The following is a 14,195-nucleotide window of genomic DNA, read 5'->3' as shown; positions in this document are numbered from 1 at the left end:
AGAAGAACTGCGCCACATCATTGATGATCTGACGCGGTAGAGATTCAGAAAACCCACCTAAGTGCTGCACGAACGAAGGGGCCCTGAGCGTTGCTGCCGATCTCTTGCTCTGCTGCTAGCTCAAGCCGGACGCCTTGCGACAAGTTCTGCTCATAGCCAAGCCCTATGCTGGCGCCTGTGAAGTCCATCGAGGCGACGGTCAGGGATTGCGTATCTGAGAACAGCGTGACATCGGCCTCGGTGTCCCCGAGCCCCCTGCGCAGCACTCCGCTGAGTTGGCCTTTCAACACACCACCGTTGTTGAGAACCTTGTTTGCCTCCAGTCCCAAACGCGCTTCGATGACTTCTGTCGTTGTGTCTGAGACAGTTGCATTCGCGTCCGAACCGGTTTCCGTATAACCATCATTTTTCTGACGAGTATAGCGTGTTTCGCCAAATGCTAGCAGGTCAAAGCTGTTGCTGAGATTGAACTCTTTCTCGACCCCGATATGCGCTGTGACGACAGTGCTGTCGTAGTTGGCCTTTGCGTCTGAACTCCCAGAAATCTGGCGGGTGCTATCCGTGGAAAGCCAACCAAACCCGAAACCAGCATCGACTGTGAATGAGCCGAACCGGCGTTCGACCGCAGCATCAAGATAGAACCCATTGGTATCGAAGTCAGTTGAGTTACTGTCCCCATTCGCATAGAACACACCCATTCCGACAGCATAGGCAAGGCCGCTATCGCACCGTGTCGAAAACCCGGCTCTGCCATCAAACACTGTGAGATTGGTGTCATTGCCAGGGGCCGTCTCAAACTGGTTGTATTCGGCGTCGATCACGGCAAAAGGTCTTAGCCCAAGGGTCGGCGCAGCAGACCCTCCAATCTCCTGCGGCACGTCCAGAGGATCATTACAGTCCAGTACAAGACGACTGTTGCCGATGGTGCTACCGTAAAAGGCTACAACATCATCAGGGGGCACGACATCACCAGCAAACACAGTCGCATAGATTGGAAATGCTCCGCCCTCATCTTCGACAAACCAAGCCGAGTGTGGGTCAGATACCAATTTCGTGAACGTGCCGTTATCTGGATTTGCGTCTTCAAAATAGAAGATCGCGCTCTCGCCCTGCGCGTCCAGGTTGACATCGTGATCCTCAACACGGATCAGACCGGTCACCTTGTCTTTGGAGTCGATATTGAGTGTCCCGGATCCTCCGCCCAGGTAGATGGCATAGGCTGTGCCGGTATTGGAGAAGGCCGAGATCGTGCCGACATCGGTGATCACGCCATCAAAACTGCCAAAGTAGACACCATAGGCATTTGCAATCCCCCCTCCGGTAGCGGTTGCAGACGCGGTGATCACCCCCGTGTTCGAAAACGTTCCATCCATGCCTCTATTAACAAAAAGACCATAGGCATCGGCAGTCGCCGTGGAACCGCTGGTTGTCGCAGTAACATTAATATTGCCGAAGTTGCGAAAATCACCGCCAATAACATCGTAGACAAGGTAACCGCCTGCTATCGCTTTAGAATTGGACGTAGCTTGAACGGTAACCGGGCCAAAGTTGGTAATGCTGCCGGTTATGGCGTCTTCCACATAAAGGCCAGAAGCCAACGCTAAATCGACTGCTCGGAGAGTTGTGGAAGTTGCAGCGACGTCCATTGAGCCGTAGCTTAGAAAACTGCCGTCGAAATTTCCATCGACAGTGTAGGCAGAAGCTCTCGTCGAACGAAAACCAGTCGCACGAGCCTTCACCCTGCCGCCGTGGGCAATACTCCCTGTATTGGATCCATCGACATATAAGCCATCCGCATACGTGCACCAAAAAAAACCGCAAGGTTCTGTCGACGTCGCAGCAACATCAATCGTTCCAAGGTTGATAACATCAATGTTTTGGGAATTAATAGAGTAATGACCTTGAGCTCTAGCCTCAGTAAGACCAGTAGCCCTAACTGTGATAGTACCGCTATTGGCAAGGGTGCCTGTCATTTCTCCGAAACTACCATAAGCACGTGCGCGACCATTTGTGGAAACCGCGGTAACCTCGATCGAGCCAAAGTTAAGGATATCACCGATTAGTTGAGGCCTATCTCTAAAATTTCCCTGAAAAAAGTAACCGGACGCGAGCGCTCTACCACCCCCAATTGCTTCAGCAAGAATACTCCCCTTGTTACTGACACTGGTATCTACACTTCTGCCAAAATTATACCCAAACGCGTCAGTTCCAATGTTTTCTTCGGAATTCGCTGTTGCCGTGATTTGCCCGGTGTTGTCGATCACCGCAGTAGACGTCACGGCATCGCTAAAATTCATGCCGATAGCTCGGGCAGCACCGCCGAACGCGTTGGTGGCGCTTGCGCTGATTGTGCCGGTATTTCTTACAACGCCAGAGACTGTGCCAGTTATCCGAATGCCTGCCACAGTTCCAGATGTATTCTCACTAGCCGCAGTGATGCTTCCATTGTTCAAGATCTGACCTGTCTGCAGCAGAGCTCCATTCAGTATCAAACCTCTGCCGTTAGATGTCGAAATAGCGCCATTGTTGGTGAAGATGCTGGAATAGTCGGAGCTTATCTCAACCGCTGGGTCAGTGTTCGATACATCTACCGCGCCGGTGTCTGTGATTGTCGCATCCTCATCCGTCGTGATCTCTAACGGTGTGGTCTGAGGTGTATCAACAATCGTTTGAGCTCTGGCCGCTCCGATAGAAATCGTTGTAGCGAACACCGCAAATAGAAGGACCGACGGCGCAATGCTGACCACCGATCCCTTCCACTTCACCAAACGGCCACCATTCACCGTATTCTCGCGCGTGGGCGCTGTTTCGCAGCTTACCAATCTAAGCCTCCAAACTCATCTCTTGATGGTTTGGGCTAAGTTACTGAGAGCAAGACACCAAAACGACCCTTGTTCGTCTCGCGTGGATGGTCACATGTCTCAATCAGGTCCGTCTGATCTATAGAGGGGTCGAGTCCGGCTAAGTGCAATTATAGGGCGGTAACGAATACTGGTTGGTGCGAAACTGAACATTCACCGTGCCACGTCCGAACAGGAAATACGCGGGACTTTTCTGCCGCTCGCTGGTCTTGCGCCAAGGTCTGCTTTTCCAACCACGGACGCGGATGCCCGTTAGTCAGGGTACAACAATTCGATTAGTAGCCTCTCAGGCGTGCCATGAACTCTTAGCCTGAGCGTACCAGTTGGCCCACAAAAGCTGCGTAGTCCAGTGTTGGAAAAAACAAGTTGGTCGGTAACAAAAGGCTGGTCGTATTCACGAAGAAGCTTCTTTTCGGGGTTGAATAGTGAGAACCGAATGGCGTTCTCCGGCACCCAAGAGATGTCGAGCTGATCAACCAGCGACGCAGAACTATCTTTCGGTAGCTGTGTTGGGTCAGAGTAGGGCGTGTTTATGCACACAAACCCGACATCATCCCGGAAAGCGGCCGTCAATGGCATGGATATTTCTTTCTCACGAAAGCTTTGAAGCTCTGCCCAGTTCCAGCGAACGCTTTGTCTTTGAGACGTGATCCAAACTCCAATGAGAACAAGCACGATGACAAGCGCGAGCATGATGGTTTTGAAGGCGGCTGATCTCAGCATTATCGCAGTATAGCAGTGGGCGGATAAAGCCAACACCAAAAAACAATGCTGGACGGCTGAGCGGACCTTAGCTGCCTTTGACCTTAACACAACGAATGGCTGCTTCACGCAAACCCGGGGTCAATCATTTGTTCGTGCGCCTGAAATACGTGCAAGTAGTGTTCTTCCGAGAAACGAGCAGGCCGACGGGATTTGTCGCAAACTTTTAGAACGACCATAGGCAGTCGACTGCTGGACACACCTATCCTGCGATCTCGGCAAACACCTGAAAACCGGAGGTCGTAGTGCTGGGGAATTGCTGTTTTCGGATCATGTTGGCCACCTCAATGCCATCCAATGTGGCTGAGGCGGATTCGAACGACTTAAACCCACACATGTGCCGAACACGCCGCTTTATGAACCGATGATCCGGTTCAATCATGTTGTTTAAAAATTTGGACCTGACCGTTTGGACTTTGGCTAGACAGCCGAACCGCTTCAGGATCCTGCTCACCTCTCGAATACCCGCTGCGTTGGCGCCACTTTTGTCGATGACGATTTTGTTTGGGACTCCGTTGGAAGCCAGCGCTTTGCTCAAGAGCCTGGCGGCTGCTGGACGGTTACTGCGCTCAGACAGCATGAAATCAAGAGTGTTTCCCGCTTTGTCGACTGCTCGTTAAAGATACATCCACTTGCCGCGAACACGAATATAGGTCTCGTCCATGCGCTATGAACTCAGCGTTGGACGCTTTTTTGATTGCGCACGAGCTGCAACGATCGGCGAGTATTTCACTACCCACCTATTCAATGTGGCATGGTCAACTCTGACACCGCGCTCAGCCATGATCTCATCCAAGTCACGATAGGACACCGTGTACCGCAGATAGAAGTAAACTGCGTACAAAACCGCACCCTTGGGGAAATGACAGCCCTTTAACGAGATCATGTTCAAACAACCTGTTCGAAAACTATTCGACCAATACAAACCTCAGATCACGCATGCTCGTCATTCCAGGCTCAAAGCTTGCGACACAACCAGAGATGTAGAGCACCGACAGGTGAAATATCTCGATAACATCTTCGACGCCGGCCATGGTAAGCTGAAACAGCTGATTAAGCCGGTGCGCGGATTTAAGACGATGAAAACAGCCTATGCGACGATCAAAGGTTTCGAGGTCATGAGAGCACTGCGAAAAGGGCAAGGCCGCGCCTTCAACCTTTCCAGAGATCCGGTTGGAGAAAAGCGCATGATCGAGCGGGCTTTCGGCGTCGGACCTTGCATCATGACAGAGGCTGTCGCACTGATCGAAAGTCAACTGGGTGCATAAGTGTGCCTAAAGGTTCGATAGCTGCCGGCAAATCGAAAATTTGCAACAGAGCCGGCGACCATCCACCGTCTGCAGTCGAGCGAGTCCATAGTTAAAGGTTCATTACAGAACTATCACGCGCACGGCATTTCATGCCTTGAGAGCCCACGTCAGGGCCTCGCGAAGCGCTTCTCCGCTCTAGGCTGCCACTTATACCCTGAGCTTACTTGGCATTCTTTTCAAGGTACTGCCAAAATTTTATCTTTTCATCCAAGGTCTTTTCCATCTGCTTCGGCTTCGCTTTCGGCACGGCCTGCTGCACCACATGCGTTGCTTCATGACCGATCAATTTCTTGGCCGCCGATGCAGTCTTGGCAGCTTTCGACACCTGAAGCAGAAGGTCTTTGTTCGCCTTTTCGTCGACGCATTTTTTCTTCTTGGCTGTCGAAATAGCCTTTTGCGCGACTTTACCCTGCTTCATTGCCACTGCAATCGCCTTCTTCACCGGTGCCAGTGCTTTTTTCGCGACAGGAGACGACTTTTCCGCCTGGTTTATGATTTTGGCCTGCTGGAAAATAGCCGCAGCGATTTTGTCCGCTTCTTTTTCAAGTTTACCCAGGCCCTTTTCATCAATTTTCATATTGTGTCTCCTCAATCTGAGACGCTTGGTCGATTCATCGGGTCGACATTTCCCATGCGGGTCACTTCTCCGCTAGGTCTTGGCTTGTTTTGGCCCGCTTCTCAATGTCGGCATGTCTCAAGATGGTGGCGTTGAGGGTTTTGTGGCAACATCCGTCCCACCTGTCGGCATTGCCAAGTTGTTTGCCAGCGGTTGCAAAAAACGGTTGCGGGCGCGGTCGGGCGTTTTACACCGAGGGCATAGCTATTCCAAAGATCGTGAGCATCCCATCGGGCGAGCCGTAGGAAACGGAGGAGAGGTGATAGCGCCGTCGTCGCCGGTGATGACGCGGACCGAGTTCAGCTGGTCTCGGTGCAGGTAGCTGGGCGCTCCATTGACGAGGCGGACATCGGGGTGGGGACAGGTGATGATCTCTTCTGTGGCGCCTTGTCCGTAGTTTCGGATTTCGACATCGCCGAATGCGACGGTGACGGTCTCGGTGGGCAGGCCGACATTGTCTATCTTCTTGAGCCGGGTGCCATCGGCGCCGTAGACATATTCGGTTTTGACCTCGCTATAGGTCACGCTGCGGGGGCGGTTCTCCCCGTCATAGGTCATGACCTTACCAAAGAGGCCCTGGGTCATGTTGCCGTTGGCATCATATGCAAAGACTTCTTCATTGACCGAGATGGGACGGTGCGTTCCAGCAGCGTAGGTGTAGTCCCCCACATGGCTGTTGGAGGTCATGTTGCCAGCCGCATCATAGGTGAAACTCTGATCGAAGCTGGTGATGCCGTCGCGGTTGCTGACTTCTGTCAAGCGCCCTGCGTAATCATGGGTGTAGTTCAGATTGCTCTGGTCTTGCGTCGTCCATTGCTGAATCACCCGACCGGTTGCCGTACGACCATACTCGGCTTTGGCCATAGTCAGGCTGGAGCTGTCGCGCAGCTTGGTCTTGTTCATCCAGCCGCGTGTAGGGGAATACTCGGTAGCAGAGAGTCCTTGTGCCCTTGAAGTCTTCCAAGGCTTGTGCACCCTTGCCCCAAATTTCAACGATCTGGCTCCAGTCTTGATAAAAAAGCGTCATGTGAAACCCGGTTTTCCGACTCTTGACCCTGACCGTCTTGAGTTGGTCGAAACTTCCGAAACCCTTGGCCCCATTAAAGATCTACAGGCGCCGGAATGATGGGTCGTCTGGCCGTACTGTCAGCTGAGACACCATCTGAAGTGCTCCCTTAAGTTTCTTAGCACGCGCTATCAAATGAACCCTCGACCCGACGGGTGGAGAACAAGTATGCGACAGAACCCAATCTACGGGCTTGTACAGTTACACCTGAGACGGTTGTCAACAGATGCAATAGGCGCTTACTGGGCGTTCAAAACTCAGCATGGGGAATCGGGCACTCTGGCTGTCGAAGCCACCGAAACTACCTTCAACATTCACCTTCGGCCTTAATGTCATCGAGGATACGAGGATGAGTAAAAACCATCGCATTCATAGTTGATCTATTTAACCCCGCTAGTGGAAGCCTGAACGGAGCTTTGTAACTGTTTTGCGCTTCGACTAAGACCAACTTAGCATTGTCCGCCATCTCTGGGAGCCGCTCTTTGATTGAGCCGATGTTACTATCCGTTCTTTTTTCATCAAACGCTATTCCGCGCGTGCATGACCAAGCAACGCGATGTTGGTCGTCCGCTTCATCAAAACGCAAAAAGGAAACTCTAATACTCAGATCAGATGCAGATGAAAGCATACTCTGTGAAACAGCGTGAACTGAATTTATATAGTTGGAGTTAATCGTCGATTCTTCCCGCGAAATAAGATCTGAAACAGTGTAGGTTGCTTTCAACAATCTCGAGCTCTCTCGATAACCATCGAAAAAAGTGTATGATGCCACGATAGACCATAGAAGTAAGGGAAACATCATAACAGCTTCGATCGCGATCGTCCCATGTTGAGATTTTCTGAAACGCGATAGGCGAAGCTGCGCAATTCTCCCGATTTTGAGATTAAAGGGGTTCATGGACAAACACCGTTGTAGCATAAAGTTCCACTTGGCCACTATTTCTAGTCGATGCGGCTTTCCCGACCCATGACCCTGACCACAATGGAGACACCTCGATACATGCTCGAACAATCATAAATTCATTTGATGTTCCTGGTGCGAAAACCCTGTCTTCCGGCAAATGAATGGTCTCCGGCGTATCTGCGCAAAAAGGTGTAGGGTCCAAATTCTCATCAGAAAATGCTGCAAACGGATCAATTGACTTCATTTCAAGAGCCAAGTCGGTCGAACAATCCTGGATAAACAATACCCGTTCACACATCATGCTTTTAAGAACATCGTGTGTCCAAACACTCTCTCCTACCGGCAAATTGTTCACACGAACTTCTCTAATCGCTTCATCCAAGGCTCTTTCAAGATCCGCGTAGCGCAATGACGTCAGACCCAAATCAATACCTGACGCGGTTAACAAAAAGAAAATGGGGAACCAAAAAACGAACTCTATTGACGCATTTCCTTTTTCGCAGCGACAAAAGAAGCGAGTATTTTTTGCAATGAAACGTTTCATCATTTGAGCTTAAGCAAAGAAATCGAAGAGGCAATTGATGCAAAAACATCCGAGATATCACTGCCAGTTGCTTCATAGTATGTAGCGTCTTCGCTCGCGCAGCTCTTCAGAAGTGCTTTGGAAATCTCAGGAGCATTAAAGGCGATAGAGAAGACAATAATCTTTTCCGAATAAGCCTCGTTGCATATAGCTTTTGTATTTTCGTCCTTTCCAGTATTTGAGTACGGGTACCTTAGTTTTGTCATAGAGTCTTCGTCGAATTCATCTTTCTTTTCTTCACCAAAACCATCGCCTATGAGCAACGAAATGAAACCGAATGTCGAGTATTCCCAAAGATCAGGCCAGGATAACTCGACGGCGGTTTCCCCTTCTGATTTCTCTCTTGTAGTGGAGTAATCAATAGTATCGCAATTTCCGTTGCTAGAACTGGCGCATCTGTATTGCATAAATGTGTCGGATGCACCGTAGGCATGGTCCTGGTTCTGTTCTCTAGCCCAATACCAACCGTTGTCGGCATCCCACTCCATCAGCTGGATGTAAGGCCAATAGAAACTATCAGTATCAGCGTCGTAGAAAGAATAGATATCTTCTGATTCATTCCACCAGATATCTGACGATCCGGAATGAAAAGGCGGGTTGACATACTCCTGCCTCGTGTTTCGTCCGTCAGTCATTAAAACGATAACCTTCAGAGTATCGCTCGACGCATTCTCCGAAGGGCGATCAGAAAACACCGCTGGAACATCCCCAGCTTCCGAAAGCCTTTTTATAACGGGTTTCATACTGTCATCTAAAAGCGCCACCCCCCATTTCATTCCAACATCAATTGACGTGTAGCCACTCGCCTCTAAGCCTTGGATATGTGACTTTAAGACATCGACGTCATTTTGAAAAACAGTGACTTCTCGGAGACCAGGAGAGGCATCGCTACTTGCTGAATTATCCGGTTTTTTGTTATTGCCCAGACATTCGTTGTTCGACACGGTTCGGCCATCTTTTCGGGTATCCTGGTCATGCCACTTCGAGTCAGCATGTAGAGTTTGTGGAATCGATGGCGTAGTTATCCTAAGACCCGAATCTGGATCGTAGGCTTTGATCGCCTTAAGCTCTGAAGTCCTAAAATCTTCTGGTCGAAAATCCAGGCAGTTCCCAAAACTGTTTCGCCCCACGGTATTCAATTCGTCGAAAAGGAAATCTGGGAGGGCCACTTGCTGATTGTAAGGCACAATGGAAATTGACGCATCATTTACATCGCCGTTGCTATAGATATCATCAACAAATTTTTCTGCTGCTGCTTTGAGGTCATCCAGTCTATCGCCCTCCATCGATTCAGAGATATCCAGCACCAGCGAAATTTCGACACTGCCCCTGGCTTCTTCGGCGGAACTGCTGGCCGTTGCGGTCAGCGTATCCACTCCGCTCCACCTCATGAAATGGGTTTTGACTCCCATTCTTGCGGTAGCGGATACAAGGCGCGCGTTCTCAGTACCGACTTCCACATCTCCGCAAACATCGGGCTCTACTGTCGGCTCTCCAACCAAATACTGATCAAGGCCATCTTTATTTAGATAGTCTTTAACTACATCCCTTGGGCAAAGAGTCTGATCCATATCTGCGGCCGCTAAAACGGCTCGATCGAGAGAATATTGTAACATTGCCCTTTCACGTTCGTACCTCATCATGTCGACTGCAAATCCAGCGGATATCAGGACGATCACCAAAAGAAACAACGTCAGAATTGTCATTGCGCCACATTCTGATTTCCAGAATAGACTATTGGCGAAACGACTCTTCGGTCCAACATTGAGGCCGGCCTCAAATGGTACTTTCAGATAGCCATCCTTAAAATAGAAAGATTTGAACACGTTCAGACACTTCAAATTCAAACTCCACAAGCGCGCAGACTGACTGGTAGGTCGCAGCCGATTCTCGTACTAGTTTGAACACAGTAAGTTCGGTTTACGATGCTCGCGGGTTGGCACCATGTCTCAATTGAGTGCTCAATAAGGTCACCAATCCGGAAGCACAGCCAATTTGTTTAAACGGATGTACTCCAGAGATCCGTTTTTCAACAGGAGCGGATTCAATATCGTGTGCTCTGATTTTACTTCGGACGATCAGCCACAATGCGCGTCTGGTGTACTCACCCAGAGCATTGAGACCTTCTCGTTTCGACCGATACCCAACTTGTCTTGCAAGAAGTCAATGGCTCATCCATCGTTTGGTTGTGTCAACCTGAGTCACCTAGTCGAGCTGTTCCGGCGATGGCGTAGTCTACGCTCCTTCTGGCGCTTTGGGAGTTGCGACCCGGCCTCGTACCGTAGTCGCTAGACCTCCTTATGATTGACCACCTAGCTCAAAAAACCAATCAGTTCGGTGGTCTTTCGGCAGACATACCGGCCGTACTACTTCGTTGACAAGATCAGAGGAGCGATTGCGGGAAATCATCTCGAATTGACGGATGGTATTGGAAAAAACTCTGCGCTGGTCTACTCACCCGCGGCGTCCACGCCCCGATGTCGCCTGCTCCTGAAGTGTATGAACGATAGTTTGACGAAGCCGCTATAGGGTCAGACCCAAAGGTTTTTTTTGTGGTTGAGGTTTTCATTGAAAACACTCCGATCCGATTCCACCTCTGCAATGACCTTCTTCAGCCGGGCCTCCTCTTTCTCATGGCTATTCCATTCAGCCACTGTGCCCGCCCCATCCCGCCGAGTGTAGAGGGTCGCGTCACTGATCCCCACATCACGACAAGCCTAGACAAAGTCATCAACAACCGCCAACTTTAACTCGATCCCACGCAACAGCTTCAAAGTGTCTTCGTCCGAGTATCGCTTCCGAGCCATCTCTTGTTCCCCCTCCTCGGCCAAAGTAGTGGCCCAATTTTAGGGGGCAAAGACACTGGGCGACCGCACGCTTGCGTCAAAAACATCGTCCCGGTAGATAGCAGACCAGTGATAAACTAGCGATCAAATTGGGCCAGACAAATAGGTAAGGTCTCGGTCTAGCCTCAAATCCCCCAATAACTCGTTCCTTACTTCCATCAGTAGTTTGTTAAGTGCAAATAAGTAGTGGAAAGAGATTCGCCGTTCTGGAACAAAATCTGGGACATGGCTTCTGATGGCAGAAGGACTTGGATAGCTTCGTCTGCACAGTAATGTTTGCTCAACCACTGGACCAGGTAGATAAGTATAACCTATCTCCAATAAGTCTAGGCGTAGCGGTCCACCAATTTTGATTCGGTGTAAGGGTTCGACGTCAATCAAAAATGTCGTGTCACTATCTGAATCCAATGGTAGGTCATACCCTTCAAGCAATGAAAGCTGTGACCACAACACAATTCTAGGTACCGAGATCATTGTTTTACCCGAAACTGGTTTGGTTCGTGCCAAGGCAGAATTGTGTCATACACCACCGAAAAGAATGAAACAGTAAAAGCGCTGGTCGCTGACCTCACCGGAAGAAAGTCCTTTTTAACGTTAGCTCCGAAAGTACAATCTACTAGTGGTCTTGCATCTTCTAAGCTCACCGGTATTTCGAGGTTTGCAATACCTTGTTGTTCCGCTGATCTTTCTTCAACAGCAGTGACCGTTTCAGATATGACAATTATTGATCCAAAGGCTGCTTTGAACCGACTAAGTTTAATTCTTTGATCTTCCGTCATTTTCAATGAATGCCAAAGAGTAACGCAATTAGTTAAACCCATGATAAGCCTTCGAAGGTTAGCTTACCAAGTTTCCATGACACCCCAAGTAACGATAGCCAAGACCAAATGGCAAGAAACGCGACATAGTAGCGGCAACCTGAGACAAACGGCTAACAAAGGATTGTTTAATAAATCGATTAGGGCCTGATTGACACCGTCTAGAGTGGTCGGGTCATGCAACGTTGAACAACTGCACTGTGAACTGGTACTCTGCAATGACACACTGCTGTTTGCAATGGTAGTGGCCGCGTTTGATGGTCCGTGTTTTTTTCTGGCCTTTCAGAGTTGATTTGTCTGGTCGCAACGGTCAAATGCTGTGTCGGTATCCGAGCAATCGTTTTAGCGGCGCGTGATCACTCTTAATCAGATTGTTTCACCGCTTTCGATCGATGTGCTAAATACTGACGAAAAGCGGATCATATCGACCATTGATTTCGCAAACGACACGACGGTAGGTAGGAGCTTTGTCCGTAGCGATGTTCGCTGGCAGGCAAAGTCGCACACGTTTATTAGCGAAGTTGTAGAAGGCCTTGGCCGCTTTTGCATTCCGTCAGACTATCGGTCGGAAGTCTAGCATCCCAGCCGGGGGTGTCCGGTCCAGAACCTCCAGTTTCCAAATAAAGTGGTAGTTCTCAGAAACTACGGAAACAGCCAATTTGGCCGCAATCCATATGCGTAACCGCTAGTTTCGGTAAAAGTTGCGTTCTTGCCCGACAAAAAACGCGTTTCAAGCCGGACAAGCTTTCATTCACACCGGACGACACATCTGGAAAAGGTGGCTGGGGTGGTAGGATTCGAACCTACGATACACGGTACCAAAAACCGCTGCCTTACCACTTGGCTACACCCCATCGGTGAGCGGCTGTCTACGATTGTTGCTGGCAGGGTTCAAGAGGATTCAGATAAAAAAGTGGGCCGTCTAGAAAAAATTTTGGTCGCGCTTGCTGCTGCGTCCGCGGCGGGGTTCCTTTGACCTGTTTTCGACACCGATATCGCCAAGCGCCAGTCTCGGGATAGACAAACAAGGGCACTAAGATCCCTCGGAACTTAGATCCTGTGAGTTCGAATTCAGGCCTGGCACTGTCACCTTTGCTGACCTCGGTGCCCGGACGGCTTACGTTGAATTTGGGAGCCCATGGCGGAACGGATACTGCGAAAGCTTCAATGGCCGTGTCAGGGACGAGCTACTCAACGGCGAAATCTTTACAACCTGCGCAACGCACAAATCCTGATCGAACAATGAAGGAGACACTACAACACAAAACGCCCCCAAAGTGAATTTGGGCTATCGTCCGCTAGCGCCCGAAACCATCGTAGCGATGAATCACAGGCCGATGATGCACTATCAATCAACTTGGACCAGTCAGATTAGGCTGCACACTAAACAATGGGCCGCTCAGGATCGCCTCAAGGGTGATGCGACGTCAGACCCGGCTGGGTTGCGGATCTCCATTCGTGAACCGAATGTTAACAGCCTGTTTTCTGCGTGTTCAACCGTGTTCTTTAATACTCCTGTATGAATCCTTGCCTGAAAAGTCTGATGGCCGAGATACGCAATGAAATTCGGGGGGTAAATGGATGTTGGACCTTGCTTTGACCTTTTCAGCTACTTCAGTTTGGGTTGCCGTTGGTTTCTTGTCAGGGTTTTCTTTTTTATTGACTTGAAGGAACCGTTTGGCAGATGCACGAGCCCTCAACCCCTTACACCGCTGCAATGAACGCATTTCAGTTAGAAAGCGAAGACGCCGACGGCTACGCGGCTATGTGGGCCGCTTGTCAACTCATGGCTTTGCTTGAAGATAGGCCGGAACTAATGAAGGAATTTGCGGACTTGTGGGCGAAAAAGTGGAAACTCAATACACATTCGCACTTTGACGCAGACCCCATGTAGCACCTTTTTGCATCGCGAAATCTGAGTTTTAAAGGCTGACTGGTAAGGGGAAATACCGGCCCGTCCAGCAAGGTCCTGTCCCACTAAATTCAGTGGATTTACAGCGGCCATTTGCTCCACCAAGTCACGAATAGGGAAAGCCCACAATAGCCGGAGAGGCCCCCAATATGCCCGTCGGCCAAGCGAACGGGGTTCGGTCACAGCAATTACCTTAGGATCTGCGGAGACTACTTAAGATCAGTATTGTGTCACTTAAGTAGAAGCGCATTCGAGGCAACCGACTCGCAAAGATGCAAACATTCGGCGAAATTGGGCAGCTTTGGATGAAGAAAAACAATCGACTAAGTAACAATCGCTCCGAAGCTAAACCTAGAGCGCGGTGTGCGTAAAAAATAGTAGGTTCAAGGGAACTCGAAAAATACCTGATTACCAACAATGTATTGAGAGAGGTATTTGGTAGCGGAGGAGGGACTTGAACCCCCGACACGCGGATTATGATTCCGCTGCTCTAACCAACTGAGCTACTCCGCCATGA

General features: G+C 49.9%; 8 protein-coding genes, 2 tRNA genes and 4 pseudogenes. 2 read left to right on the top strand and 12 right to left on the bottom strand.

Going from position 1 to position 14,195, the window contains the following annotated elements:
* Nucleotides 1-44: 44 nt before the first annotated feature.
* From ACR3FB_RS03035 to ACR3FB_RS03025, 3 genes and pseudogenes are all read right to left on the bottom strand, one after another.
* Nucleotides 45-2,822 carry an autotransporter family protein gene (locus ACR3FB_RS03035; protein ID WP_480563970.1) on the bottom strand — a complete coding sequence of 926 codons (2,778 nt, stop codon included), beginning with the start codon at nt 2,820-2,822 and terminating at the stop codon, nt 45-47.
* A 291-nt stretch (nt 2,823-3,113) separates the two neighbouring features.
* Entirely contained in the window at nt 3,114-3,584 is a 471-nt protein-coding gene (locus ACR3FB_RS03030) for a hypothetical protein (protein ID WP_480563968.1), read from the bottom strand.
* A gap of 241 nt (nt 3,585-3,825) precedes the next feature.
* Nucleotides 3,826-4,509, bottom strand: a pseudogene (locus tag ACR3FB_RS03025) (IS6 family transposase).
* A gap of 91 nt (nt 4,510-4,600) precedes the next feature.
* On the opposite strand from ACR3FB_RS03025, the pseudogene ACR3FB_RS03020 reads away from it, so the two are divergent.
* Nucleotides 4,601-4,891, top strand: a pseudogene (locus ACR3FB_RS03020) (DDE-type integrase/transposase/recombinase); the annotation flags it as partial.
* 202 nt (nt 4,892-5,093) lie between these two features.
* Here the strand turns inward: ACR3FB_RS03020 and ACR3FB_RS03015 are convergent.
* The 8 genes and pseudogenes from ACR3FB_RS03015 to ACR3FB_RS02980 form a co-directional block, all read right to left on the bottom strand.
* Entirely contained in the window at nt 5,094-5,510 is a 417-nt protein-coding gene (locus ACR3FB_RS03015; protein ID WP_480563966.1) for an eCIS core domain-containing protein, read from the bottom strand.
* Between the two features lie 243 nt (nt 5,511-5,753).
* Complete coding sequence (locus ACR3FB_RS03010; protein WP_480563964.1) at nt 5,754-6,452, bottom strand: hypothetical protein; 699 nt, start codon at nt 6,450-6,452, stop codon at nt 5,754-5,756.
* Between the two features lie 70 nt (nt 6,453-6,522).
* A pseudogene (locus ACR3FB_RS03005) lies at nt 6,523-6,657 on the bottom strand (TraM recognition domain-containing protein); the annotation flags it as partial.
* Between the two features lie 265 nt (nt 6,658-6,922).
* On the bottom strand, nt 6,923-7,513 hold the full coding sequence (locus ACR3FB_RS03000; protein WP_480563962.1) for a TadE/TadG family type IV pilus assembly protein: 591 nt from the start codon (nt 7,511-7,513) through the stop codon (nt 6,923-6,925).
* The gene (locus ACR3FB_RS02995; protein WP_480563960.1) at nt 7,500-8,063 is read right to left on the bottom strand and encodes a TadE/TadG family type IV pilus assembly protein; all 564 of its coding nucleotides are present in this window, start codon (nt 8,061-8,063) and stop codon (nt 7,500-7,502) included. Before ACR3FB_RS02995 ends, ACR3FB_RS03000 begins: the two co-directional genes overlap by 14 nt.
* Complete coding sequence (locus ACR3FB_RS02990; protein WP_480563959.1) at nt 8,063-9,928, bottom strand: Tad domain-containing protein; 1,866 nt, start codon at nt 9,926-9,928, stop codon at nt 8,063-8,065. Before ACR3FB_RS02990 ends, ACR3FB_RS02995 begins: the two co-directional genes overlap by 1 nt.
* A 1,490-nt stretch (nt 9,929-11,418) precedes the next feature.
* Nucleotides 11,419-11,769, bottom strand: coding sequence for a hypothetical protein (locus ACR3FB_RS02985; protein ID WP_480563957.1), 351 nt, complete (start codon nt 11,767-11,769; stop codon nt 11,419-11,421).
* A 776-nt stretch (nt 11,770-12,545) separates the two neighbouring features.
* A tRNA-Gln gene (locus tag ACR3FB_RS02980) sits at nt 12,546-12,620 on the bottom strand.
* Nucleotides 12,621-12,860: 240 nt separating this feature from the next.
* Here ACR3FB_RS02980 and ACR3FB_RS02975 point away from each other — a divergent pair.
* Nucleotides 12,861-13,085 (top strand): annotated as a pseudogene (locus ACR3FB_RS02975) (integrase core domain-containing protein); the annotation flags it as partial.
* Nucleotides 13,086-14,114: 1,029 nt separating this feature from the next.
* On the opposite strand, the gene ACR3FB_RS02970 reads toward ACR3FB_RS02975, so the two are convergent.
* A tRNA-Met gene (locus tag ACR3FB_RS02970) sits at nt 14,115-14,191 on the bottom strand.
* Between the last annotated feature and the right edge of the window lie 4 nt (nt 14,192-14,195).

Source organism: Ruegeria sp. AO1 (genome assembly GCF_056535985.1).
The sequence above is the reverse complement of the archived record's forward strand: the minus strand, read 5'-3'. Positions and strand labels throughout refer to the sequence as shown.